The organism is Streptomyces sp. NPDC043861, from assembly GCF_056435905.1.
Window position 1 is genome coordinate 93843 of record NZ_JBWKDP010000015.1, and the last position, 24057, is coordinate 117899.

Genomic DNA, 24057 nt, shown 5'->3' on the forward strand with positions numbered 1-24057 from the left:
CAACCCGCCTTGCGGGACGGCTGCTAAGCCTTGGCGGCGTCGGCGGCGCCGGCCTTCCACTCGCGTTCGATGCTGCGCATGAGTGCCGGAACCACGATCAGGGAACGGAACGGCTTGATGGCGGTCATGTAGGCGGCACCGAGTCGTCCGTTCGGCTTGACCAGGACCGCCATCTGGCCGCGGTAGCCGCCGGAGCCGTCCGGAACCCAGCTCATGTGCATGACGGTGTGTACGGTCCGGTTGGCCATCTCGGACGCCCACTCGTCCTGGCGCAGATACAGCGAGGTGAAGGGCACGTCGGTGAAATCCGGGCCCCGTGGTGCCGTACGCAGATCACTCGGCAGCCGGTCCCGGAGCGAAGGCACCCGGGAGTCCACACCGGCATCCTTGCGGTCCAGTCCCAGCAGTCCTCCGATCTTCTGACGGGCCGTCCAGAGGCAACGGACCAGGAAGGGGGCGCCCTGAGGAAAGCTTTCCGACTCCGCGTCCGAGACCATGATCGACACCAGCCGGGGGAACTCGTCGGGACCGCCCGGTGTCGGCAGCAACCAGACGTCCTCGACCTCGAAGTCGGGAGTGATCTCGTGGATCCGCCACGGGCGCGACGTGTGCGCGGTATTGGCCAGTCTCATGTGTGGACCTCCAGGACAGGTGGCAGGTTGAGCACGCCTCGGACGGCTCTTTCGGCGAGTTCGACGTCGTAGGGAGCGTGGCCGGCGAGCTGGATCCCGACCGCTTCGACGACGCCGAGATAGGCCGACGCCGTCTCGGCGGGCGGCGGCCCCGGCGGGATGGCCCCGCTGCTGCGCCCGGCGGCGATCAGGCCGGCGCAGTCGGCTTCCAGCCGGTCGACGCTGTCCGTGATCGCCCGGCCGACCGGATGGTCCTGGCCCGCGAACTCGACCCTCAAGGTCATCAGGACGCCGGCCACGTCGCGGCGGCAGTAGACGGCATGCCCGCGCGCCAGCGCCAACAGCGCCTCGACAGGGTCGGATTCAGCGGCGACGAGACGGCCCACCTCGGCCTCCCAGGTCTCCTCGACCCACTTCACCACCGCGAGCGCAAGTTCTTCCTTGTTGGCGAACAGGTGATACAGGGCGCCGCGCGTATAGCCCGCCTCCCCGGCCACGCGGTCCAGGACCAGATTGGCGTACCCGTACAACGACAGCCCCCGCGCCGCGGCCTCCAGCAGAGCGGCCCTGGTCCGGGCTCGCCGGTCTGCCTGCGTCCGGCGAACCCCCTCCGGCTTCCCGGCCATCACCACCACCCCCTCCACTTACATACGTACATGCACGTAGGTTAGCATCGTCGTACCGCTGAGCAGTCAGACCACAACGGGGGCCGTATGAACGTCGAACCAGCACGTGACTCGAGAGCGGGCAAAGCCTTTGTCCCGGCCGTCCGCCAACAGCAGCCGGTCCCGGAGCGGATCCGCGCCCTCAGCACCATGACCGATCCCAGCTACGTCGATCTCTTCACCATGACCGGCGGCCGGCCGGGCAGATCGCCGGAGCAATGGGCAAGGGTCCTGTTCGAGGACGTGGCGGGCCGCGGGGGACAGTTCATCTGGCGGGTACTGCTCGGCCTGCGGCTCAGGGCCTCACCCGACCGGGTGGCCGGATGGCGGATCGCCGACCGTGGCGACGACTGGATCAGACTCGAGGCCCGTTCCCGGTTCCTGACCGGGCATCTGGTCGTCCAGGCCGATGACGAACACGTCTCGCTCGCCACGTTCATCCAGTACGACCGCCCGGTGGCCTCGCGCATCTGGCCACCGCTGGCCAGGAAGCACCGCCAGTTGGCCCCCGATCTCCTTCGCGACGCACACCGGGCACCCCAGCCGAGCCCAAGCCGATAGTCCCGGCGTTCGTCCGGCCGCTCGGGCAAACGAGTAACGGTCTGCCCTCTCATGGCTCAGCTGGAAGGCGGATAGAACTGCCCTTCCAGCCGCCTGGCCTTGGCGACGTCCGGGCAGGGGTGCCTCTGCACGGCTCAGCTTCCTGCAGTGCAACAACATGACGGTGGTGGCTGCGCCGCGGCCGCGAGAGAGTCGATGACGCGGCGGCCGGCGCAGGGGACCTACGGCGCCGGGACGGTGAGCGAAGAGTCGTCACCGCGTCCGCGTATCCAGTAGTGCATCGACCAACAGGGGAGAACTCACGACCATCGGCAGAACTGCAACCAGGGCCGATACGGCTGGGTGTGGAGAGGAGGCTGGCTGGGACGTGTTCCCAACCGACCGCCGGTGCATCCGCTTCCCTGCCAAAGAATGCTGTGCAGCTGACGATTAGCTTTGGCATGCTCATGGCATTCTCTAGTCCAATCAAATCCTCAGACCTAGGAGTTCCTTTGCTCAAGTCTTGGTCACTTCGCCTTTCGGCGCTGATCGCTGCCCCTGTGGTCGCCCTGGGGTTCAGTACTGAAGCCCTGGCCACCAGCGGCAACACCTGGGTGTACTTGAAAAACTCAAGTGCACCGAACGGGCACTCGGCCGCCATGGTCCACGTCGACGACGGAGATATTTTCCGCATCTACGACAACTACGCTGACGGGCACGGCGTCCGGGGCTACCTTGATGAGCTCAAGCCACTGGAAGGCGGTTACGTACGAGTGCACGAGTCGTACAACGGCAGGGGTTATATCTCCTACAGCGAGTTCAGGTACGACGTCAAGCCCAATCGGCAGTACCGGATGAGGGTGTGCACCGTGGACGGAATAGAAGATTCCATTCCCAACAAATGCTCAATCCGTCAGACTTTCACAGAGTAACGAAATTTTCCGCGAGTCGCCTGGTTGCTTCCTTGAATGAGTCGACAAGTGACGCTCATGGCACTCGGCCGCAATTTGGTGTCGCACAAAATTCCACCGACCGAGGAGTTCCTTTGTTCAAGTCTTGGTCACTTCGCGTTTCGGCGCTGATCGCTGCCCCTGTGGTCGCCCTGGGGTTCAGTACTGAAGCCTTGGCCGCCAGCGGCAACACCTGGGTGTACTTGAAGAACTCAAGTGCACCGAACGGGCACTCGGCCGCCATGGTCCACGTCGACGACGGAGATATTTTCCGCGTCTACGACAACTACGCTGACGGGCACGGTGTCCGGGGTTACCTCGAGGTGGGTGATGCCGTTGGCGGCTGGAACCGGCTGCACACCTCGTACAACGGTAACGGCTACATCAGTTACAGTGAGTTCAAGCGTGATGTCCAGAAGCCTTGGGTCTATCGGATCAAGGTATGCACGTTTGACGGAGTTGAAGACACTTCTCCCGTGAAGTGCTCGCCGTGGAAAGTCTTCACGGAGTAAGTCGATCCGCCTCATGGGTGACCTGTCGGTCTCTTAGAAAGGTCGACAGCCCCAGCCTTTCCGTGACGGTCCGCCGAATCTGGCGGACCGTCACGGCTTGCCGGACGGGTTGCGGGCAGGCTGGTGGCGAATCAGGTCAGGCGCCGTGGCCCGCAGAGTGGAGCCGATCTCGCGCAGCCCTCGCTGCTGCTCCGGTCCGGGAGCGCGGGACGCTCCACCCGGCTCCCATTGCGGAGCCTGCGCTGCCAGTCGTGCCGTGGCGGACGTCCAGTCGTACAGCTCGGCCACCGGCCCGTCCCAGTCGGGCAGGCCGGCCGTGTGCGCGAGCAGGTGGCGTACCAGCACCTTCTCCTTGCCCGCCGCGGCGAACTCCGGCCAGTACCGGGCGACCGGCGCGGCCAGATCGAGTTCGCCACGGTCGGCGAGAACCAGCGCGCACAGCGCAGTCAACGTCTTGGTGACGGACCAGACGTTGACGATCGTGCCACGCGGCCCACGGCGCCATGAGGGCGATGAGGGCGATGAGGGCGATGAGGGCGATGGGAGCCCGCGCCACCAGCCCCTCACCAACCAGGCCAGACGGCCGCCGCGGCCACCGTCATCGCCCCCGCCCACCCGGCTGGGCCGGAACTCCACCCCCGAACCGCCCCGCAAAAGGCCTCGGACGCATGTACATGGGACTCACCAAGCAGGGAACACCGAACGTTTCAACGACTTGACGTCTCGGCGTTGCGAGCCACCGCGCTGCCTGGCTTTGGGCATCAGGTCGAATACCATCGAGTTCCCTCCTTCTGTGAACGAAAGCGATGGAGCGTGGTGGTAGTGCAAAAGCCCGGTATTTCTTCGGCTGCCGCAAGCGGCAGCACCCCTTCGTGGGCTCTGGAATACGAGTGATGTCGGCGCCATCGGGCACGGTCGGCAGCCCTGAGGAACACCACGTCTCGCCCGTCAATTCACACAACGAGTGGGATCCACTGGAAGAAATCATCGTCGGGCGCCTCGACGGCGCGACGATCCCCTCCAACCACCCGGTCGTGGCGTGCAATATCCCCTCATGGGCCGCACGGTTGCACGGGCTCGCCGCGGGCTTCAAGTTCCCGCGCAAGCTGATCGAGCCAGCGCAGCAGGAGCTCGATCAGTTCATTGCTCTCCTGCAGTCCCTGGGCATCACGGTCACGCGCCCGGACGCGGTCGACCACAGGCAACGATTCGGCACCCCCGACTGGTCGTCGCGCGGTTTTGGCAACACCTGCCCGCGTGACAGCATGCTCGTGATCGGCGACGAGATCATCGAGACCCCAATGGCGTGGCCGTGCCGATATTTCGAGACCCACTCCTATCGCTCGATCCTCACCGACTACTTCCGGCGCGGCGCCCGCTGGACGGCGGCGCCGAAGCCGCGGCTCGCCGGCGCATCGTTCGAGGCGAATTTCCGCGCCCCCGAGGTCGGCGAGCCTATGCGCTACATCCTCACCGAGTTCGAGCCGGTGTTCGACGCGGCGGATTTCGTGCGCGCAGGACGCGATCTCTTCGCCATGCGGAGCAACGTCACCAACGAGATGGGCATCGACTGGTTGCGCCGCCACCTCGGACCCGGCTATCGCATCCACGAGATCGAGAGTCGCTGCCGCACACCGATGCACATCGACACGACGTTCGTTCCGCTGTCGCCCGGCAAAGTACTGGTCAATCCGGAGTACATCGACGTCAACCGCCTGCCCGACGTCCTGAGCTCGTGGGACATCCTGATCGCCCCCGAGCCCGACCCGATCGACGACCACCTGCTCAAAATCACCTCGATGTGCGGCAAGTGGCTCAGCATGAACGTCCTCATGATCGACGACAAACGGGTGATCGCGGAGCGTCACCACACCGGCATGCTCAAGGCGCTCGAAAAGTGGGGGTTCGAGCCCATCCCCTGCAACCTGCTGCACTACGCGCCGTTCGGTGGCTCATTCCACTGCGCGACCCTCGATGTCCGGCGCCGCGGCACGCTCGAATCCTATTTCCCTTGATCGGCCTCGCCCATCGCCGCCCGCAACGCGTCGGCCGGACCTTGGCCCTGGCCCTGGCGGCCCGCCTGCATGGCTCTTTTCGGAACGCCCACCCCGGCGGAACTGCGCGAGCGGGTGGGAGACATCCGCGAGGAACTCGGCGAAACGGTCGAGGCCTCGGGGTCGGCGTGAGTGAACTCCAGACGGCCTGGTCGGCGACCCGGCGCAGCAAGGGCAGCGCCTCAGCGGGGGGCCGGCCTTGGTGCGCCTTGAGAGATGCGGCCGGGGACCGGGGCTTCAGATCGAATGCCCGGATCGGAGGCTCTCGGAGCCATCCTTCTCACCACGCCGGACAAATTCCAACGAGTGGCTCAGCCGCACCCGCGCCCGCGGGGGGCCGTTCACCCTTTCAGCCCTGCGCCCTCTCCTTCTGTGGCCAGACGTCGTCCCCGTCCACCAGCCGGTGAGGCGACACCCCGCAGAATACGGCGGGTTTTCGCGGCAGCGGGGGCGAAGCCCGTGTAGCTTCGCCTCCAGCTGTCGTGGTTCCGAAGTCCCTTCCGCCCGTAAGCATTTGTACGGGCGGTTTTGCTGTTGAGCATCGCTGAGGACCCGGCGATCACCTCCGGTCCCCACACGGTGGGGGGACCGTACCCCGAGTCACTTGGAGGACGTCCATGGCCAGCGGAACTGTGAAGTGGTTCAACTCGGAGAAGGGCTTCGGATTCATCGAGCAAGACGGAGGAGGCCCCGATGTCTTCGCCCACTACTCCAACATCTCCGGCGGCGGCTTCCGTGAGCTGCAGGAGGGCCAGAAGGTGACATTCGACGTCACCCAGGGGCCCAAGGGCCCCCAGGCCGAGAACATCACTCCCGTTTGAGCCGAAGGCCTCTGGTGCCCCCGCCTAGCCGGGGCGAGGGCACCTGCGCGGAACGGCCGCGAGATCCCGAAGCCATCCCCGTCGTGGGGCGCCGCCCAGTGCTGTCGGCAGGGCGGCGTACGGGAGTACGAAGACCCGTTCTTACGCACTCCGGGCCGACGCGGGACAGGGCTTACGGAAAACAGCCGTAGTTCTCCCACGCGGTGCAATGCTCGCAGCCGGTGCCCGCGACGCTGCAGTTCCGAAGACAGACCTCTGTCCGGATGTACGTTCCCGTCAGTGGCCAGTTGGTCTGCCCCAGGGGCGGCCAGTGAGCGGGGAGGTGAGTGGCCCTGGATTTCATTCGGCGCAAGGATCGGCCTGGCCGGTCGGACGGGTTCGGAGCCAGTACGAGCGGGCTGCGATGGCCAGTGTGATTCCGTACACGGCGAACGCGGTCATGCCGATCCAGCTGACCGTCAGCGCGTCCTGCGAGGAAGGGAAGTCGCCCGGCTGCATGGTCACCACGCCGGCCGTGGCCAGCGCGCGATAGCCGAGACCCCGAGAACCCCGTACGGAGCGAGAGTGGCGGCGCCCATCAGGGCCGGGGCCAGCGGGAGCCAGCGCGGAACGCGTCGGCCGTGCAGAAGCAGCGTCCAGCGCGGGAATACCTGCCCCCAGGGGCGGACCAGGCCCCAGAGCAGCAAGACGCCGAGTGCGGCCAGCAACGCGGTGGCGTCCAGGCCCCAGGACGCGAGGGTGAGCCAGATCCCGAGGCGCCGTTGCGCTTGGAGATCGTGAGCATCTCCTCGCTGCGCACCCCGGCGAAGGTGCCTCCGAGCGCCCAGTGCAACTTCATTGCGGTGTACGGCAGGAAGGCCAACGTCCCCGCAAGGACAGCGCGCTGGACTCGCGCGGGGGCGCAGGACGGTGCCGGTGCGAGGGCCCCGCGAGGGGGGCGGTGGCGAGAGCGGCCGGTTGCCGTGAGCAGCAACGCGCCGATGGCTGCCAGCGCATGGTTCGCGGCTGCTGCCCAACTGTCCACACCTTGACCGAATATCAGCGTGATCACGTCCATCAGCAAGCCGAACGCGGCGACACCGGACAGCCCGCTTGCGGTCCAGAGCAGCGCCCGCAGCCCCGGACGCAACCCGTGGCGCACTACCGCCGCACAGGTCAGGGCCGCCAGAGTGCCCACCGCCACGACAGCCCAGTCGAGCGCGGAGGACGCCCGGGCGCCGCCGCCTTCGAACAGCGGCGTCCCGGTCAGTGCACAGGCGAAGCCGAAGACGGAGTACGCCACCGCCCAGAGCACTGAGAGCGGGCCAACCCAACGCGGCCATCCATGCCACCACACGCCCCGGAGGGCCGCCAACGCCTGTTCATTTTCCCTCACGCTCCGAACGTCCCATCGACCCCGCCGGCGCAGCATCAACCGCCCGAACGATCCGCCTCCCCCTTCCGGGGGAGCGGTCGGCACAGGCTCAGGACCCGAGCACGGACGTCACAGCCTCCGACCCGACTCCACCGTGCTGCCCGCCCCCGTCACCCTCAACTCCGGCTACGCGGAGCAGTTCAAAGCCAAGGGCCTCGACTGGAAGGTCGCCGTCCCCTCGGACGGCGTCTACGCCCGGTACTACTCGCAGGCGATCAACAAGGACGCGCCGCACCCCGCCGCGGCCCGGCTGTGGCAGGAGTACCTGTACAGCGTCGCAAGAGCCGCGTGCCGCCTCCCCCGGCAGCAGGGCGGGCGTCGGGACAGAACGCTTGCCCCGGCCGGCTCAGCGGCCGGGGCCGGGGCGAAGCAGTCCCTCCAGTAGCGGCGCCGGGAGTAGGCGAAGTCCGGGGTGAGCATTTCGGGGTCCTTCGCCTGCTCATCCCAGCGGCGTACGGCGACGGCGTCGCGCGCCCCCGGGTGTGTCTCGAAGTCCCGTACCTGGTCGGCGGTCATCGGCCCGCCCTGTACCTCCAGGGTGTGCACGGAGGCCTGGGACAGCAGGTCGAAGCAACCGGGCTCGACCGCGCAAAGGTAGCGCTTGGCGGCAACGTGCAGCCGTACGGGCTCGGTGACTTCCGGGCCGAACCACTCGCCGAGCCAGTCGGCTCCGGTGGCTGTGCCGGTTGTCGGTGCCGCGTTCCATCAGGTCGCGGCCCGTGATGGCACCCTGGAAGTGCTCGACGTCGTGCAACAGAGCGGCGGCAACGAGGTGCGGCGGAGCCCCGGCGGCCTCGGGGCACCGGCCTGGGTGACGGCTTCGCCGAAGTACTCGGCGCTGCCGTCGCCTTCGAAGAGCGCGGCCAGAACATCGAGCGGGTGTGCTGCGGAGGTCATGCGCGGGGATCCGCGACCCTGGCACGTTCTGGCCGAAACGCCCATACGCCCCCCGCACCAACTCATACCGTCGGGCCGGTCCTGCCGCGCTGAACGCGGCGAACAGGGCGAGGAATCCGTTCGCCGTACCCACCGGCCACGGGTGAGAATGAGCGCCGCTGCCCCCTCGACCAGGAGATTCATGTACAAGCGCCTGCCTGTGCTCATCCTCTGCCTGACGGTGACCTTGCTTGGCACCTCGGCGTGCGACGACTCCGGCGACAACCGCTCCGGCGCCCCTGCCCCCGCGGCATCGGCTGCCGGCGCACCCTCGGAAACCTCTCAAGAAGGCACTCCGGCGGGATCCTCCACGGACCGCGCCAAGCCGCGCCAGCTGACAGACGTTCTGTCCAAGCTCTATCTCAAGACCATTCGGGACAACTATCCGGACATGGCAAGCATCAAGGACGAAGCGCTTCTCATCCACGGCAATGCCTTCTGTGCCGCCCAGGGCGTGGCGCTCGCCGACCAGGCGAAGAAGACGATGAAGGAACTCGGCACCACCTCGAAGCAGACCGCCCAGATCATGGGCACCGCACACGGGTACTGCCGCTGACCGGGAGCCAGGTCGGCGGGACAACGACGGATGGGACACACGCCCGGCCAGGCCCCCGGCTGGCTCCCGATCACACGGTGCGCCGTGCGGCAGCGACCCATCCCCGGCTCCCGGCCGAGGACCTGACGCGGCTGCTGGCCGATTCATCGGAGTCCGTCGCGACAGCCGCCCGCAACCACACGAGTCGGCAGAAGTGGGGTGCTGCAGGGCCGCCGTCGACGATCACGGTGGCGGCAGCGAGGCGATGCACGTTTCTCCCCATGGCTGAGGCAGAGTTGGTCGTCGGCGCTCTTTTGGTTTGCTGCCGGGTATCCCATAGGGGACGGACATCCTCACGATCATGAATGGAAGGCTGCCCGTGAACACGGCGTACAGCGACCCCTCCACCGACCGCGCCCCGGGCCGGTCCTGGATCATCCGACTGACCGGTTACAGCGACAAGACCGCCGCCGTCACCTGCTCCATCACTGCTTGCCGGATGCCGCCCCGGTCCAAGAACATTGCCGACCTTCGCGCATTCGCCGCCGCGCACGCTGCCGCCCACGCCCGCGCGGCCAACGTCCGCCAGCACGCTGCCTGCCAGTGCCGCGCCCAGCAGTGCGCCGGTCACGCAGACCAGCGGGTCCACTGCGCCGGAGGGATCGTCCTCGTCGTACGGCACGACCCGACCGTCGGACGGGTCTGGACGGTCGCCGAGGTCTGCGGTACCTGCGCACCCCTCCTGCCCCACGCCCGCATCGTCGGCCGCGCGGCGCGCCCGCCCAGGACCTCAGGCGAGAAAACGGCTCAATCATCCGCCGAGCTGGCCAAGCCCGCCGTACCGCAGGGATTCTCCGGACCCTCGCCGCACGGCACCGAAGAGAGCTTCGCGCCTCCGAGCTCCCGCCGCGCAAGAGCTCAGCGTTTCCCTCGGAGCCGCACGAGCCGTTCCCGTTAGCGCCGCGCTGCGACGGCTGCCGCACGCGACCCAAGGTCAGGTACGTGGGGGTCGGCCTGCTTTGATGGGATGGAAAGTAAAGGGATCAGGCGCGCAATGCCGCTCCGCCTGGCACCCGCTGCCGACTGACCGCGGGTTGGCACCATCGAAGCGCATCAGTAGCACCCACAGATACAGATTCGCTCCGGTGCCGACGTCGATACCGGGGCGGGTACGACGAAGGCCCCGACACCACAGTGGAGTCGGGGCCTCGGGCTGTCCGATCGCTAGCGCGCCATCCACCAAGCGATGATCATGCCCGCGCCCCAACTGCCGAAGGCGCTGACGGATCCGTAGATCAAGCGCAGGCGGATCTCTCGCTGGTGTCGTTCGATGCGTCCGGGCAGGTCAAGGCGTGTGCCACTCGAGTAGCACACCGCGCGACAGAACTTGCTAACCTGTTTCACGTGAGACACGTTGCTCCTTTGTTCTCGGGGTCGTGTTCACACGTAGGGAGCCCTCCCGACCACATGGCCTAGGAAACCGAGTCGGGGCTGCAGGGCTCCTTCTGCGTGTCCAGAGATTCTACGGGCGACACACGGACAAGTTGTAACGCCGGCGACCTCAACGCCATCTGGGCGAAGGTCTGTTGGTGAGCATGGCGCGAATGAGGTGTCGAGGGACCGGAGTGATTTCAGCTGATGGTCCCTCTGTGGGCCGCACACGACGTCACAGCCTCACACGGCGTTGAGGCACAGAGGCATCAGCCCGTGAGGGCCTCGTCCACCAGCGAGCGGGTGTAGTCGGTGTCCAGCAGGCCGGGGCGGAAGAGGATGCGGTACATCATCGGCGCCACCACGTGGTCGATGACCACATCGACGGCGGGCGCCGGCTCGTCGCGTTCGCGCGCGCGGGTGAGGATGGCCTCGACCTGTTCGACGGCGTAGGCGGAGCACCGGCCTGCGTTGCTGCCGTCGGGATCGTCAGCGAGTGCGTCGCGGATGTAGGCGCGGCCTGCCGTCGAGGACATCTCCTCCAGGAACTGCACGGCCCATGCTTCCAGGTCGCCGTGCAGGCTTCCCATGTCGGCCGGTGCCGATTCCGGGCGGAGCCGCTCCACGGCCACATCGGAGAGGAGTTCCCGCATGTCTCCCCACCGAAGCACACGCTGACGCCCTGGACGTGCAGATCCAGACCCTCCGCCTGCGCCGGGCAGTGCTACGAGCAGCCGCCAGAGGCTGCCCCACCACCATGGCGCGGTCCCTCTGCCGCGCCATGGGCCACCGTTCCGGAGTTTCGACGGCGGCACGGAAGGTGATCGCGGCGACCGGTGGCACCGCCTGCCACGCACTGGTGCTCGAGCACGCACTGCGGCCCCGCAGGCGGCCCCTGCCAATGCTTCCGCTACTTCGCGCGCCAGTACCCGAGGTTGTTCTCGCCTTCGTCCGCGGCCCGCCGCAGCGCGTCCGTGCTGCCCAGCATGCCGTGCGGCAGGTAGCCGGAGCGGACCTCCAGCTCCCACCCGTGCACCTGGACCGCGAGGGCCGCGAGGGCGAGGGTGTCGAGCGGCAGCAGCGTCCGCGGAGCGGGGTCCGTGCCGACGCTCTCCCGGTGCTCGGCGAGCCGGGCCACGAGGGCCTGCTCGAAGGCGCTCCGATCGTCGTCGAGCAGGACGCGCAGCAGCCGCTGATCTGGCGTCAGGGCGCCGGCAGTGTCCAGCCGCCCGGCCGCCTCGGCGCGCTCCTTGGCGTCCGGCCTGCGCAGGGGCACGGTCGGCCAGTCGCGGGGCAGGTGCCCGCTCGCCTCGGTCAGGTAGGCGCACAGCGCCTCCATCGCGGCCAGGTCGGCCGGCTCCGAGGTCGACGTCAGCTTCGAGTACGGCACTCCGTCGCGGATCGCGGGCGCGAGGTCGCCGCGCAGCAGCAGTCCGACAACCCGCTGCCAGTCCCACACCAGGCCGCTGACCACAGCAGCCGCGAACGTGTCGAGCCACGTCCGGGCCGTGGGGGCGTCGCCGACGACGGCGTGGAAGGCGATCTCCTCGCTCGTCAGCTGCTCGCCGACGAGCGGAAGGGGAATCTCCTGGTCGCCGTTGGGGTAGCAGCCGAGGCTGATCACGCCCAGCGAGCACTCCGCCGCCGTCCGCAGCACGGTGCGCGACGGCTCGTCGAGCGCGCCGTCCTCCAGGGCGCGCGCGGCGACGTGGTCGAGCAGCTCGTCGCCCAACTCCCGCAGTCTCCTGAGGGAGAAGGCGTCGTAGCGCATGCTGTGCCACCGGCTGAAGGCCCGCCCCTCGATATCGTCGAGCGCCTGGGCGATGCGCTCCTCGCTCACCGCGTGGTACGCCACTTCCTGCACGGCTCCGTCCTGTCTTGATCGATCCCGTCGGGAAGTGGCACGCTATCAACGGCTACGAGCCCCCAAGATCTGGCTCCACGTCATCGCCACCCTGCCGCCTTGGACAAGTCATGCTCGCCGAACCCGGCATGGTCGGCCTGCCTCTGCTGGGTGAGGCGGGTGACCGTCTCTGCCGACAGGTCGGCGGTCGAACCGGGGAAGTGCTCCAGCACGGGCACGAAGTCGGCCTGACGAAGAACCGCTTGCGCTCGCCCGACGCCCTCAACGACGGGCCAGGGGACGCCCGGTGGGCACGCCGGCGGGCCAGATATTCCGTGTCGGCTCCGGCCGCCGCGGACGTAGCCTCGGGGCGTGCTCCCACTCGTTCTTGCCGTATCCGTGTTCACCGTGGCCGCCGCCTTGTACGGGGCCATCGGCCTCCGGTGGCGGCGGCGGGCCCGGATCCGGCGCGAGATCCTCGGGCTGGTCGCCGCCCTGGACCTCGAGCCGTACCACGCCGCCGCGTTGGAATCCCGGGCGACCGAGGCAGCCGCCGCCGAGCTGCTGCTCGGTGGGTGCCTCGACATCGACCGGGAAGGGGTGGCGCTCCTTACCGAGGCGGGCCGCGACCCAGGCCGGACGCCCGCTCATCCGCTGCCTGCTGCCCTGCTGGAGGCCGTGCGCCGGCAGGATCCCGAGCCGGTATCGATCGGCTGGATCGACCGGTACGACGAGGAGTACCAGGCGCGGCGCAGCGCGTACCGGAGCGAGCGGGACGCCCTGCTGCCGGAGATTCCGCGCATGCCGGACGGCGATGGGCGGCAGCTGATGGCCTGCTGCGCCTGCATGGGCGTCACCCTGTTGGTGAGTTTCTGGATCCTGGCGGCCGTGCTCTTGGTGATGGTGCGCCCGCACGGCCTCCTGGAATGGGCGGCCGCCGCGGCGGCCGCCGCGGGCCTGGCGGCGCTCTGGTTCGCTGACGGTGCCCACCAGGCGGTCCGTGCGCGCACGGCATGCGAGGACCCGCTGGGGGACCGGATCCGCGCAGAGCCGCATCCGTCCCTCGCCGCGCTGGACGAGCAGCAGCGGTTTCGCGTCCTCATGAGCATCGGCGACCACAGCAGGCGGTGGGACACCGAGCGGGGAGTCCGCGCCCGACCGGGACGAACGGGGCCGCCGCAGCGCGAGGGGGGTGACGCGGACGAGGAATGGGTGGACGACGACTGGTGGGCGGACGCGTACCACCACCGGGCCGCCGACCACGAGGCGGTGCCCGACGACAGGGACGAACGCGAGGATGAACTCGACGGTGACACCCGGGGCACGCCCCCTGGGACTTGTACGTCCGATCAGGCGACTGCTTCGTGACCCGGTCGTTGCTCCGGGCACGGGGTGAACTGACCTCGCCTGGCAAGCCGCTTCTCGTTCGGCGTCGGCGGCGACGGCGATCTGTACGTCCAGGACGTGTACAGAAACTGCTCGCCGGACGAGGAGATGGTGGTGGACCCGGCGACGGTTACGGTCACGAAGGCCTACAAGCTCGGCTTCGCGGCGATTGACGCGGACCAGCGCCACGAAATGCTGGTCCTGGTCGAAGTCGCCGACAACCGGGGAGGCGACGGCACGGTGGTGGGCTGCCTGCAGGCGACCCTGACATGATCGACAGCAGCGTTCGGCACTGGCAGGCTGACGCGGTGCGGATACCCAGACAAGCAGCCAGAGTCGCGGTCCTGGACCCAGCGGGATCGATCTTCATGTTCCGGTACGACAACGAGGAAGTCGGCGTCCACTGGGCGATGCCCGGCGGCGGGCTGGAGCCGGGCGAGTCACCTCTGCAAGCAGCTGAGCGTGAGTTGCGCGAGGAGACCGGATGGACCGACGTCGAGGTGGACGGCACCGTGCTGTGCCTGTGGGAACACGACTTCACCAGAGCAGGGGTGCCGGTTCGCCAACACGAGCACATCTTCCTCGCTCATGGCCCTCGTCGAGATCCAGTCGGCGACCTTGCTGCTTCGCATGCCACAGACAAAATCCTCCGGTGGCGATGGTGGTCTCCAGATGACCTGTCCGGTGATTCCGAGGCATTGTGGCCGCCGCAGTTGCCCGAATTGCTCGTCGGCATGCGGAAAGGCGGTGCACCGGCGACGCCCATCGACCTTGGCCATGTCCGGAACGGTGCCGTCACCGGGAGCTGACCGGGATGCATCTCACGAGCCTCGCCGTCGGCACGCGCGTTCGCGGACAACGGCGGTGTAGGGCTGGCTGCCGAATCCGCTCACGATGAGACGCGGATGCCCTACTCTTCGAGCCACCCGTCTGCAGTTGCCGCAGCGCGAGATGGATCTGGTGGTCAGCCCGCCTCGGACCGGCCGATGGCGTGGCCCGCAGGCTTGTCGGCATGGCATGAAAGTCCAGGTCCCGACGACCCGCTCGGGATCTGCTGCGGGCCTCACCCGCCCTGCTCGGCTCGACACGGGACTGCCCGGCGTGCAGCGATGTCGACATGACCAGCTGTGTATCCCCGCGGCACCGGAGGCGCAGCCCAAAGGCTCGGGGACGCAACGGAGTTCGGAGGTGGGCTGCCATGCCGAGCCAGCAGTGGCGGCACCGCCATGGTTTGAGAGGTGGGGGCGGAGGCACGACGCCGCCCCACCGTCATGTCCGCTCAAGGCGTCAGTGCTTGCCCCACACCAAGGCTGTCCGGTGGTCCCCCAGCCGCCGGCCGAGTTCGGCTCTGAATTCCGGCCGGAACTCCGGCCAGTTCCAGAACTCCAGGCCCAGGTGGCCCACAGCGAAGGCGCCGGGCTGCCAACTCCAGTCGGTGACCTCTACGTCGACGGCGCAGTTCCGACACTCGACGCTTCCCTCCCCAGTGGCGTGCCAGGCGTCGATGGCCTCCGAGAAGAGCTGCCACTCCTGATCACCGGCACCATGGGACGGCTCGTCGTCGTCCCACAGATCGCCCCGGACCACTGCTCTGAACATGCTGCTGGCCCCGCAGCTCGGGCAGTCGGCCCACTCCGGAGCGTCCTGGCCCCCGTTGAAGACGGTCCGTCCGGTGCTCACGACCAAGCCGCCGGACGGCTCCGGGTCATCGTCCGAAGCTGAAACGGCCTCCGCCCAGCGGGGGCCGGGCAGGTGGCCCAGCGGCTGCCCGGGTACGCAGTCGGTCCGTTCGGCGAGCACGATCCCCCGCGCGACCAGCCATGCGACCACGCTCTCGGCGAGGGCCGAAGCGCTTGCAGCTGTGGCATCGCGGTCCACGATTGTCTGGAATCGGTCACCCATGTCAGAACTTCCCCATGTGCTGCACGGTGCGGTGTCCCAACTGCCGTCCGAACTCGGCGACGAACTCATCCGTGAGCGGCGGCCATCCCCAGAAGTCGAAGGCGAGCGCCCCGAGAGCGAAATCGGAATCCCATTGCCACTCCGCGATCGGTACCGCCGCTCCGCAGCCGGCGCATCCGGCGCTGCCCTCGCCCGTCTCCTTCCATGTGTCGACAGCAGCCCGGAACGGCTGCCACACCTCCTCGTTGGGCTCGAACGCCTCGGGATAGTCGATGAACACGGTCCGGGTTTCGCAGCGTGGGCAGTCCGCGTACTCCGCGGTGTCCTCCCCCTGCCCCCCGACATGGTGGTCACGCCCGACGATCACCGCCACCGGTCCGGGTATGTGGTCGTCGCCCCAGTCCTCGGCGGCCCGCGCCCAGTTCGGTCCGTGCACATGGCCCTGATCCACCTGCAAGCTGTACATCGCGTCGCCCGACATCTGCCGTGTGAGCAGGCCTTCGCCGACCATCCAGTCGACCATCCGCTCGGCAAGCGGACCCGCCTCCTCCTGGGACACCTCGACATCAATGATGCGCTCGTAGTAGTCACCCATGTGCAACTCCTTCTCGATCAATGCCACCCACTGTCTCACCAGCCTGTGACAGCGCGCTCCGCCACCCCGGGCCCGTCGGCCGCCTCCGACCGGACGGCGTCCAGCGCCGCTCGAGCACTGCGACTGGGTACGAGAACGCCGTCCGGGACGACATTCGCCGCTTCGTTGTGGCGACGATCGGAGCCGAGAACGCCTTCCTGATCCCCAACAACGCCGGATTTCCGAGTGCCACTGGCACACGCCGGGTGCGGGAGATTCTTGCGGCGTGCAAGCTCCACCAGTCGGCCGACGATGTGCCCGTGGACATTGACGGCAACCAACGCCAGCGCTGCCACCACAACACCAGCAGCACGACCCGCAACAAGACCAGCTCCATGTCCACCTGGCTTGCCCTCGTACCAGCGCGCGAAGGTCCCGACTCGACGTGTCGGGGCCTGCGAATCCGAACAAGGAAAATGCCCCGCCGAAGCAGGGACGCTGCAGGCGGACACAGGTATGCCCAATCGGAACCGGACGTACGGCGTACGCCGTGGACCAGGATCAGCTCTTGCGTGAACCGGGCTGTGGGAGCAGGTCACCCTCTGTGGCGATCGCCTGACCGGAACAGGACTTTCGTCCAGGGGATTCCCTCACAGCGACGCGCCGCGCCCGCCGTCCCTCAGCATCTCGCCCGTGCGGTAGAGCTCGATGAGGAGCGGGCGCAGGGACCGGCCGGCCTCGGTCAGCGCATAGCGCGTGCGCACCGGGAACCCCGGGAGGCGCTCCTGGGTGACCAAGCCGCGTTCCCTGAGGATGTGCAACCGGTCCGTGAGCACCTTGGAGCTGATGTCCGGCAACCTCTCCCGCAGAGCGCCGAAGGAGTGGTCGGAATGCATCAGTTCACGCAGCACGAGCGTGGTCCAGCGGCCGGAGATCGCCGCCAGGGCGATCTCCACCGGGCAGTCGGCGTCCGGGCGTACCGTGCGGCCCGGCGCGGAGGGGACCAAGCCGGTGTCCCAGCCCCGGCTGTCGGTTTCCGTTTGGTCACCCACGTCGGCACGGGCTTGACTGCCGTTGTGGACATCAACACGGATTTCGCGCACGATCATGCCCCTACTGTCGCTCTGACATCCCACGCGGCGCAACATCCCTCGGTCCTCGAGGCCGCGTTCAACTCCGGCAGCCCGCAGGCCCTCGCCGCCGTCTACGACCAGAACGCCGTGTTCGTCACGCGCGCCGGCGAGTCGGTCACCGGAGCGGAACTCTGGGCCGCGAACGCCGCGTTCCAGTCGTTGGGTTTGCCGATGAGCGTTCGCCCTCGGCACACCTACGTCGCCGACGACATCGCGCTGCTCATCGTCGATTGGGTCATCGACGGCGAGGGTCCGGACGGAGAACACGTCCACATCGAAGGCACCGCCACGGATGTGGCCCGGCGCGGCCCGGACGGCCTGTGGCGGTACGTGATCGACAACCCGTTCGGTACTGCGGACAGGCCTCCCCGGGCCGATGGCCTCGGTCCGCCCGGCTGAGGAGCGGACTCGGCTGCCTCGTCATCCTTCCCCTGGGCGCCACACATCCCGGGCACGCGAGTACCTGCTACGCCGGGAGGCGGAAGCCGTTGAAGAGGTCGTCCATGCCACGCAGGGCCAGGCGGGCGGGGGTGGCACGGACCGCGAGGTCGCGGGCCGCCACCGCGAGCGGGTTGCGGAGGACGCCCAGGCGGCCGATCCGGCGGGCACGGACGCGGACGGCGTCGGTGCGGTCGCGGCGGGCGGCCGTGTACGCGGCGAGGGCGGCCGGGACGGAACCGGTGCCGTCTCCGCGGTCTCCGGCGGGAAGCAGGTGGGCGAGGACCACGGCGTCCTCGATGGCCTGGCAGCCGCCCTGGCCGAGGTTCGGGGCCATGGCGTGTGCGGCGTCGCCGAGCCAGGCGATCCGGCCGTGGTGCAGGTGTGGGAGCGGGGCGGCCAGGTCGTAGAGGTCGTTCTGGAGGAGGTCGGTGGAGTCGAGGCGGTCGACGCGGTCCAGCAGGGCCGGAATCGGGTCGTGCCACGAGCCGAAGCGCTGGCGGAGTGCGACGCGGGGGTCGGCCGACCGGGTGCCCGCCCGGACGACTGCGGTGGCATAGAGGTACAACCGGCCGTCGGAGAGCGGGGTCACGCCGAACCGCTCCCCCCGCCCCCAGGTCTCGCTCATGGCCTGTATCCGGAGGTCCGAGGCGTCCACCATGGTCCGCCAGGCCGTCTCTCCGATGTAGTGCAGGCCGGGGTGGGCGGGGAAGAACGCGCGGCGCAGCGGGCTGTGGATGCCGTCGGCGGCGACGACCAGATCGGCGGGAAGATCCGGGCCGGCTTCCGTACGAACGGTCGGGCGGCCCGTGGCGTCGTCGACGCCGGTCACGGCGGTGCCGTAGCGAAGGACCTCCGGCGGCAGGGCGGCGGTCAGGGCGGCGGTGAAGGCCGGGCGCGGGACGGCGATCGGGGCCATGCCGTAGCGGGCCGCCATGTCCGCGGTGTCCGTGCGGGTGAGCCACTGGCCGTCGGAACGGCGTACGCCCATCCTGGTGGGTACGGCGCTGCCGGCGGCGCGGGCGGCGTCGACGCCGATGGCATCGAGTGCGCGCAGGGCGTTGGGGGCGAGGCCGATGCCGGCGCCGGTGGTGGGGGGTTCGGGGGCGCGTTCGCAGACGGTGACGTGCCAGCCGCGACGGTGCAGTGCGATGGCGGCCGTGAGACCGCCGATTCCGGCCCCGACCACCACCGCGTGACGTCTCGCCATGGAACACCACTTCCGTTCGGTTGGGGCACCCTCTTCAGCCACAGAGCCCTGACTCTCCAACTTTAGAGTCAGGGCATCCGGCTCCGACCGCCGCACCCTGATCACGGACCCCGCGATCGCCACCGTGGCCTCGGCCGGCCTGCGGGGGCCTACGCACCGCGCGGTCGACACAGCGGCGGTGCATTCTCGACGACACCGCAGGTCATGGTGACCGTTCCTCTGCGCCGGTCCGCAGTGTGCTGTCGCGGCTCTCGTCGATCCGGTGCGGCGGTCGGAGCTGCTGACTGGACGCGCTCCTGTATGTACGGGCGGTCCGTTCATCCGCGTCGCCGTCGCCTTCCGCTGCCGCGCGACGACACCGGCCCGGGTCATCCGGGCCGGTACCTTCCGCGCACCGGACAGCCCGCAGAAATGTCTCCGGCAGGCAAGGGTGCTCATCGACGAGGAAGCAGTTCCTCGCACAGCACATGAGACAAACCCGCGCCGACCGCGTATGACTCTGTGACCGAACGCCCCTTTGCAACCCCGGTGCCCCAAGGTGCCGGCTCAATCGTTTCGATGCGTATCCGTCCGCTACAAGACATCCTCCAACTGTCCCGGTCGGGCAGTGCCGAGGACGTCGGTCGAGGAGGACTGCCGGTGCAAGTTGACGACAGCGAGCGTCAGGAAGCCCATTCCCCAGGGCCTGAGTTCGAGCGCTCGATCATGGACTCCTTCCAGCAGGTTCTGGACGCGCTGGACGCCGCTCGTGCCGAACTCCGCGGCGGTGTCGCCCCGTTGCATGGAACGGCCGGTGCGTCACGAGCCCCCGAGATCCGAACGTCCATGGAACACCCGCTCGGCGGGGCGGGACGCAGCACGGACTCCAGCGGCTCGTCCGCCCCCGGGACCGCGCCTTCGCACCCATCACGGCAGCCCGGCGACGACTGGGACGCGTTCCGACCACGACGGCCGATGCGAGAGGCACGCAGTCCACGCCCGGTTGCCACGACGGCGGTCATGGTGGAGCCACTGTGGGAGCGCGGGACCCAACCGGATGACGAGCCCACGGTCGCACGCGAGCCGGATTGGGTCGCAGGCCGAACAGCGGCAGTCGGATCGCCCCCCGTCGGCACCCACCACCATGTCATCCCGCAGCCCGACTCGTCTCCTGACAACGCCCCGAGCCCCGGTCACCCCCTGTGGGACACGGCGGACGAGGATGCAGTGCCGCCGTTCACCCCTGGGCCCAACTGCTTCCCGTGGCCCGTGACCCCGGTGACGTCACCCGCACCTGCCCGACCGAAGGCGAGAGCCAAAGGCATCGACGTCGCGCGGCTCGTCGTGAAGCCGGGGCGGCTCGCGGGCGTGTGCGGGGTCGGGGCCGTGGGTGGTCTCATCGCCGTCTCCTCGCTGATGGGCAACGACAGTGAGGCGCCCGATCCGGCCGTATCGCCGTCCGTTCAGCCGAACCGACCACTGCCCGGTGGGGCTGCGTGGGGACCCGGTCAGGCGCGGTCGTCGGACGCAGGCACGCTGGACCCCGCACGCGCGGACCAGGACGTGCCCGACGCGCACAAGCAACGGCTCCGGGTCTCCCGCATCCATGACCACGTGAGCGGGCACTACGACATCGAGATCCAGGTCCAGGCCGCAGCAGCCAGGTTCCAGGACCCGTCAGGAAGGGCCTGAGCGACGCATGTGACGGGCATGCGGCGGGCGGGCGGCGCGTGTACGGGGCGGCCCCGAGGCTCAGTAGAGGCCCCCGACGAAGGCGGGGACGTGTCACAGGGTGCTGAGGCAGGTGGCGAGGGTCGATGCGAGGTTCCCTTCGGCTCTGTGGCCGGCCGACGGGTCCGGGGAAACGAGGGCCCTTGACCGCAGGGTCATGAGCTGGGGGACATTCGTTGCGGTGCCCGCCGGTCGTCGCCACCTCGAGCGCAATGCCCCGCTCGCCGACGGGGACGTGCTGTTGCTGCCCGGCCGTTTCCGCGGTCGACCGGGCCCGGACCCCTCGTGGGCCCCGCCGAGCGGCCCGGACGTGACCAGTCCAGGTACTTCGCCGAGCCGAGCTCCGTGAGCGGGACGCGAGCGGACTGTCCACAGACCGGTCTCGTTCCACGCCGCCGGCACCGCCGATGCAAGGGTGCCTGAACAGGGCTGATCAGGTTCTTTCGGCCGTGCGGGGGTGGCGGGTCCACCGGGTCGTGGCAGTCCTTGTGCATAGGTGTCGGTGGCACGCTCGTCGTAACGGGACCATGGGGTACATCCCTCGTCCACGAATTGATGGGCGTGGTTCACACAGAGAGGGATTCACCCATGTGCACGCGGATTCTGTGGAACACCAACGATCATGCCGTTTTCGCCGGCCGGACGATGGACTGGCCGGAGTCGACCGAGCCGGTCCTGACCGTCTTCCCCCAGGGACTGAAGCGCAACGGTGGCAAGTTGGGCAGCGCAACCGTAATCAGCGACAACCCCCTCCTGTGGACGAGCAGATTCGGCAGCCTCGTGACGACCGTCTACGGCGCGGGAACGGCCGACGGCCTCAACGAAGCCGGCCTTGCGGCGCACATGCTCTATCTGGACAGTACCGACCTCGGCCCCCGTGATCCGGACAAGCCGGGTCTCCAGATCGCCTTGTGGATCCAATACCTGCTGGACTGCGCCGGGACCGTCGAGGAGGCCTTGGACCTGCTCGACACGTTCCAGTTGGTACCGGTCGAGATGCGCGGCTTCGCGGCCACGGTTCATGTGGCCCTGGAGGACATGTCCGGAGACTCGGCGATCATCGAGTACATCGTGGGTGAACGGCAGGTGCATCACCACCGCAGCTACACGATCATGACGAACGAACCCGCCTACGGGGAACAACTCCGTCTGCTGGAGGAGCAGGTGCGGAGGGTGCGGGAACTCGGCCACGACGAGCCCAACAGCGAGATCCCCCTGCCAGGAAACGTCAATGCGGTCGACCGCTTCCAGCGCGCCGCCTACTTCAGCGCACTGCTGCCCGAGCCGGCCGACGAGCGGCAGGCGGTCGCCGCCATCCTGGCCGTCACCCGCAACGCCTCGGTGCCCTTCGGCGCGCCGTATCGTTCGGGGAGGTTCAAGACCTACAACACCGAGTACCGCACCATCTGCGACCTTACCGGCAAGCGGTACTTCTTCGAACTGGCCACCAGCCCGAACCTTCTGTGGGCCCGGATCGATCACTTCGATCTGTCGCCCGGCGCCCCCGTCATGACGCTGAATCCCGACGGGCTCGACCTCTCCGGGGACGTCTCGGGCGAATTCTCACACTCTCCCGAATCCCATGAGGGCTGACGGACGGTGAACCGAGCCTGCCGCGACAGTCATCGGGCGGATGGCCATACCCGGCTCCGAACTGGGACTGTCCCCTCCGGGAACATCGGTCACGGATCGAGCCGCTGCTTCCGGACCGGGCTCCCCGGCGCGGCGGAGCGGTGACGGGCTGTGCGCTCACGCGCTTCCCAGGCCTCGGCAGCCGAGGGTCTGCGCGATCTCCGGTGCCAGGCGCATTCCAGTGTGCGGCCGGCTGCGGTCCTTGCGGGCAGGAGTTCCTCGGCGCGTTTGACGCGGTAGGTGACGGTGTTCCGGGCGACATGCAGGCGCTCGGCCGCGGTTCGCAGGCTGCGTTCCTCGGCGAGGTAGATGCGCAGGGTCTCCCTCAGTTCCCTCATCCGGGCGCCTTCGGAGGCGAGTGGGCCGAGGATGTCCTGCACGAACCAGCGTGCGGGTTCGGGATCCGTCGTCGCCAGGGCCACCAGACGGTGATCGAGGTAATCGCACAGCCAGTCGTCGGCGGTGAGGAGGGCGATGCGTTCCGCCTGGAGGGCGCACAGATGGCTGCGGCGCATGCCCTGCGGGCCGTGGGCGGGTGGGCCCAGGGCAGCGTGTACTCCCTCGGGGCTGTCGAGGCCGCTGCGTAGTTGCTCGGCCGGGTCGGACGGCCCTTCGCCGGCGAGGGCGAACCAGACCCAGGTGCTGGTCTCGTTGGCGGGGATGAGCAGAATGCCGGTCGCCTCCATCGCGCGTGCCATCGCCCTGGCCGTACGGTGCAGGCGCTCGGCGGCAGGAATGGTGGTCTTCGTGTCGTCGCACCAGAGCACGGCGGCGATGTGGGTGCGGGAGAGGTCGTATCGGAGTCGCAGCGCGGCGGCCTGGGCATCGAACGGGCGCCCGGCGAGCAGATCGTCGACGACAGCGCGGCGGGCAGCCTGGTCGCTGCCGCGCCAGCGGTCCCGTTCGGCGATGTACTCCTCGGCCATGAGACTCGCGTGAGCGTCGGCATAGGTGAACAGCAGGTCGGATACTCGGCGCAGCTCGGTGAGCCGCTCGGCGGCGGGGAGGTGTTCCTCGATCGCCGCCGCCAGTTCGTGCGCAAGCCGGGCGTGTCCGAGCCGTACGCCGCGCAGTACCTGGTCGAGGGGGATGCCACGGCGGGCGAACTCGCGGCATCCTTCGAGTGTCTCGTCCGTCAGTGCGGTGATGGATCGTGGGGAGTCGGACAGCAGCAGTTGCAGCGCGGTGAGGACGGCCGACTCGGTGGAGCGCCGCAGGGTCGTCACGGCGGCTCGGCCGCCGCTGTGGTCGGGCACCTGCTCGAGGATCTCGGCCGCCATGGCGTCGGCGGTCTGCACTGCCCATCCCACTGGGTCCGCGCCGAGTGTCTGTGCTGCGATGGCCACGGTGGCCGTGGGCACGACCGGGTCGACGTCCCGGTGGGGGTCGGGCCTGAGCCGTCCCAGAAGGTCGTCGAGGGCGCATCCGAGGACCTGCGAGAACTCAACGACACCGCCAAGCAGGCGGGGTGGAGCGTCGTCCGGGTGTACATCGACGCCGAACACGTCGACGGCAGGCAGTCAACCGGCCCGTGGTGTCGAGCATTTCCGGCCCCGAGACCGCCGGGAGCGGGCGTCGTCCTCACAGGCGTCCCCCGGCGATTGGGCCTGCGAGCAGCCTTTTCCTGTTGTCTTGCGGAGCGCTGCGGCATCGAGGTACCCGCTCTGCTCCACCGTCACCCGGCGGTCAACTCATATGGACGACCAAGTCTGCTATTCTCGCCGCAAGTTGACTCCATG

General features: G+C 68.7%; 25 protein-coding genes and 3 pseudogenes. 15 read left to right on the forward strand and 13 right to left on the reverse strand.

What is annotated here, in order from left to right; all coding sequences use genetic code 11:
- Positions 1–23: 23 nt before the first annotated feature.
- Both AC068D_RS28845 and AC068D_RS28850 read right to left on the reverse strand, forming a co-directional pair.
- Positions 24–632, reverse strand: coding sequence for a DUF2867 domain-containing protein (locus AC068D_RS28845; RefSeq protein WP_478826022.1), 609 nt, complete (start codon positions 630–632; stop codon positions 24–26).
- Positions 629–1258 carry a TetR/AcrR family transcriptional regulator gene (locus tag AC068D_RS28850; RefSeq protein WP_478826023.1) on the reverse strand — a complete coding sequence of 210 codons (630 nt, stop codon included), beginning with the start codon at positions 1256–1258 and terminating at the stop codon, positions 629–631. The genes AC068D_RS28845 and AC068D_RS28850 overlap by 4 nt, the downstream gene beginning before the upstream one ends.
- A gap of 189 nt (positions 1259–1447) precedes the next feature.
- On the opposite strand from AC068D_RS28850, the gene AC068D_RS28855 reads away from it, so the two are divergent.
- The 3 genes from AC068D_RS28855 to AC068D_RS28865 all read left to right on the forward strand — a co-directional run bounded on the left by AC068D_RS28855 (position 1448) and on the right by AC068D_RS28865 (position 3299).
- Positions 1448–1858: a hypothetical protein gene (locus AC068D_RS28855; RefSeq protein WP_478826024.1), complete on the forward strand. Its 411-nt coding sequence runs from the start codon at positions 1448–1450 to the stop codon at positions 1856–1858.
- A gap of 416 nt (positions 1859–2274) precedes the next feature.
- Entirely contained in the window at positions 2275–2769 is a 495-nt protein-coding gene (locus tag AC068D_RS28860; protein ID WP_478826025.1) for a hypothetical protein, read from the forward strand.
- A gap of 113 nt (positions 2770–2882) precedes the next feature.
- Positions 2883–3299 carry a hypothetical protein gene (locus AC068D_RS28865; RefSeq protein WP_478826026.1) on the forward strand — a complete coding sequence of 139 codons (417 nt, stop codon included), beginning with the start codon at positions 2883–2885 and terminating at the stop codon, positions 3297–3299.
- A gap of 207 nt (positions 3300–3506) precedes the next feature.
- Here the strand turns inward: AC068D_RS28865 and AC068D_RS28870 are convergent.
- Positions 3507–3953: pseudogene (locus tag AC068D_RS28870) on the reverse strand (serine hydrolase domain-containing protein); the annotation flags it as partial.
- Between the two features lie 239 nt (positions 3954–4192).
- Between AC068D_RS28870 and AC068D_RS28875 the strand changes: the two are divergent.
- Positions 4193–5314: an amidinotransferase gene (locus AC068D_RS28875; protein ID WP_478826027.1), complete on the forward strand. Its 1122-nt coding sequence runs from the start codon at positions 4193–4195 to the stop codon at positions 5312–5314.
- Between the two features lie 656 nt (positions 5315–5970).
- Positions 5971–6174, forward strand: a complete 204-nt coding sequence (locus AC068D_RS28880) for a cold-shock protein (protein WP_478826028.1) — start codon at positions 5971–5973, stop codon at positions 6172–6174.
- A gap of 339 nt (positions 6175–6513) precedes the next feature.
- Here AC068D_RS28880 and AC068D_RS28885 read toward each other — a convergent pair whose 3' ends face one another.
- Entirely contained in the window at positions 6514–6678 is a 165-nt protein-coding gene (locus tag AC068D_RS28885) for a hypothetical protein (RefSeq protein ID WP_478826029.1), read from the reverse strand.
- 1025 nt (positions 6679–7703) lie between these two features.
- Between AC068D_RS28885 and AC068D_RS28890 the strand changes: the two are divergent.
- Positions 7704–7862, forward strand: a pseudogene (locus AC068D_RS28890) (ABC transporter substrate-binding protein); the annotation flags it as partial.
- 431 nt (positions 7863–8293) lie between these two features.
- Here the strand turns inward: AC068D_RS28890 and AC068D_RS28895 are convergent.
- On the reverse strand, positions 8294–8485 hold the full coding sequence (locus tag AC068D_RS28895) for a hypothetical protein (protein ID WP_478826030.1): 192 nt from the start codon (positions 8483–8485) through the stop codon (positions 8294–8296).
- A gap of 181 nt (positions 8486–8666) precedes the next feature.
- On the opposite strand from AC068D_RS28895, the gene AC068D_RS28900 reads away from it, so the two are divergent.
- The 3 genes from AC068D_RS28900 to AC068D_RS28910 all read left to right on the forward strand — a co-directional run bounded on the left by AC068D_RS28900 (position 8667) and on the right by AC068D_RS28910 (position 10017).
- The gene (locus AC068D_RS28900) at positions 8667–9080 is read left to right on the forward strand and encodes a hypothetical protein (RefSeq protein WP_478826031.1); all 414 of its coding nucleotides are present in this window, start codon (positions 8667–8669) and stop codon (positions 9078–9080) included.
- A gap of 77 nt (positions 9081–9157) precedes the next feature.
- Entirely contained in the window at positions 9158–9424 is a 267-nt protein-coding gene (locus AC068D_RS28905; RefSeq protein WP_478826032.1) for a hypothetical protein, read from the forward strand.
- Positions 9421–10017 (forward strand): hypothetical protein, encoded by a 597-nt coding sequence (locus AC068D_RS28910; protein ID WP_478826033.1) that lies wholly within the window; start codon positions 9421–9423, stop codon positions 10015–10017. The genes AC068D_RS28905 and AC068D_RS28910 overlap by 4 nt, the downstream gene beginning before the upstream one ends.
- A gap of 742 nt (positions 10018–10759) precedes the next feature.
- On the opposite strand, the pseudogene AC068D_RS28915 reads toward AC068D_RS28910, so the two are convergent.
- From AC068D_RS28915 to AC068D_RS28925, 3 genes and pseudogenes are all read right to left on the reverse strand, one after another.
- Positions 10760–11155: pseudogene (locus AC068D_RS28915) on the reverse strand (TetR-like C-terminal domain-containing protein); the annotation flags it as partial.
- Between the two features lie 245 nt (positions 11156–11400).
- A complete protein-coding gene (locus tag AC068D_RS28920; RefSeq protein WP_478826034.1) occupies positions 11401–12354 on the reverse strand; it encodes an immunity 49 family protein in 954 nt (317 codons plus the stop codon).
- A gap of 80 nt (positions 12355–12434) precedes the next feature.
- The gene (locus AC068D_RS28925) at positions 12435–12572 is read right to left on the reverse strand and encodes a hypothetical protein (protein ID WP_478826035.1); all 138 of its coding nucleotides are present in this window, start codon (positions 12570–12572) and stop codon (positions 12435–12437) included.
- A gap of 133 nt (positions 12573–12705) precedes the next feature.
- On the opposite strand from AC068D_RS28925, the gene AC068D_RS28930 reads away from it, so the two are divergent.
- The 3 genes from AC068D_RS28930 to AC068D_RS28940 all read left to right on the forward strand — a co-directional run bounded on the left by AC068D_RS28930 (position 12706) and on the right by AC068D_RS28940 (position 14528).
- A complete protein-coding gene (locus tag AC068D_RS28930; RefSeq protein ID WP_478826036.1) occupies positions 12706–13701 on the forward strand; it encodes a hypothetical protein in 996 nt (331 codons plus the stop codon).
- A gap of 96 nt (positions 13702–13797) precedes the next feature.
- Positions 13798–13992: a hypothetical protein gene (locus AC068D_RS28935; RefSeq protein WP_478826037.1), complete on the forward strand. Its 195-nt coding sequence runs from the start codon at positions 13798–13800 to the stop codon at positions 13990–13992.
- Positions 13989–14528 (forward strand): NUDIX hydrolase, encoded by a 540-nt coding sequence (locus tag AC068D_RS28940; protein ID WP_478826038.1) that lies wholly within the window; start codon positions 13989–13991, stop codon positions 14526–14528. Before AC068D_RS28935 ends, AC068D_RS28940 begins: the two co-directional genes overlap by 4 nt.
- Positions 14529–15006: 478 nt before the next feature.
- Here AC068D_RS28940 and AC068D_RS28945 read toward each other — a convergent pair whose 3' ends face one another.
- From AC068D_RS28945 to AC068D_RS28955, 3 genes are all read right to left on the reverse strand, one after another.
- Complete coding sequence (locus tag AC068D_RS28945; RefSeq protein WP_478826039.1) at positions 15007–15621, reverse strand: hypothetical protein; 615 nt, start codon at positions 15619–15621, stop codon at positions 15007–15009.
- A gap of 1 nt (position 15622) precedes the next feature.
- The gene (locus AC068D_RS28950; RefSeq protein ID WP_478826040.1) at positions 15623–16216 is read right to left on the reverse strand and encodes a hypothetical protein; all 594 of its coding nucleotides are present in this window, start codon (positions 16214–16216) and stop codon (positions 15623–15625) included.
- Between the two features lie 629 nt (positions 16217–16845).
- The gene (locus AC068D_RS28955) at positions 16846–17247 is read right to left on the reverse strand and encodes a winged helix-turn-helix transcriptional regulator (protein WP_478826041.1); all 402 of its coding nucleotides are present in this window, start codon (positions 17245–17247) and stop codon (positions 16846–16848) included.
- Positions 17248–17271: 24 nt separating this feature from the next.
- Between AC068D_RS28955 and AC068D_RS28960 the strand changes: the two genes are divergently transcribed.
- Entirely contained in the window at positions 17272–17727 is a 456-nt protein-coding gene (locus AC068D_RS28960; protein ID WP_478826042.1) for a YybH family protein, read from the forward strand.
- 67 nt (positions 17728–17794) lie between these two features.
- Here the strand turns inward: AC068D_RS28960 and AC068D_RS28965 are convergent, their stop codons facing one another.
- Positions 17795–18976 (reverse strand): FAD-dependent oxidoreductase, encoded by a 1182-nt coding sequence (locus tag AC068D_RS28965; protein WP_478826043.1) that lies wholly within the window; start codon positions 18974–18976, stop codon positions 17795–17797.
- 639 nt (positions 18977–19615) lie between these two features.
- Between AC068D_RS28965 and AC068D_RS28970 the strand changes: the two genes are divergently transcribed.
- Both AC068D_RS28970 and AC068D_RS28975 read left to right on the forward strand, forming a co-directional pair.
- Positions 19616–20647: a hypothetical protein gene (locus AC068D_RS28970; RefSeq protein WP_478826044.1), complete on the forward strand. Its 1032-nt coding sequence runs from the start codon at positions 19616–19618 to the stop codon at positions 20645–20647.
- 627 nt (positions 20648–21274) lie between these two features.
- Positions 21275–22279, forward strand: coding sequence for a linear amide C-N hydrolase (locus AC068D_RS28975; RefSeq protein WP_478826045.1), 1005 nt, complete (start codon positions 21275–21277; stop codon positions 22277–22279).
- Between the two features lie 89 nt (positions 22280–22368).
- Here AC068D_RS28975 and AC068D_RS28980 read toward each other — a convergent pair whose 3' ends face one another.
- A complete protein-coding gene (locus AC068D_RS28980) occupies positions 22369–23823 on the reverse strand; it encodes a PucR family transcriptional regulator (protein WP_478826046.1) in 1455 nt (484 codons plus the stop codon).
- Between the last annotated feature and the right edge of the window lie 234 nt (positions 23824–24057).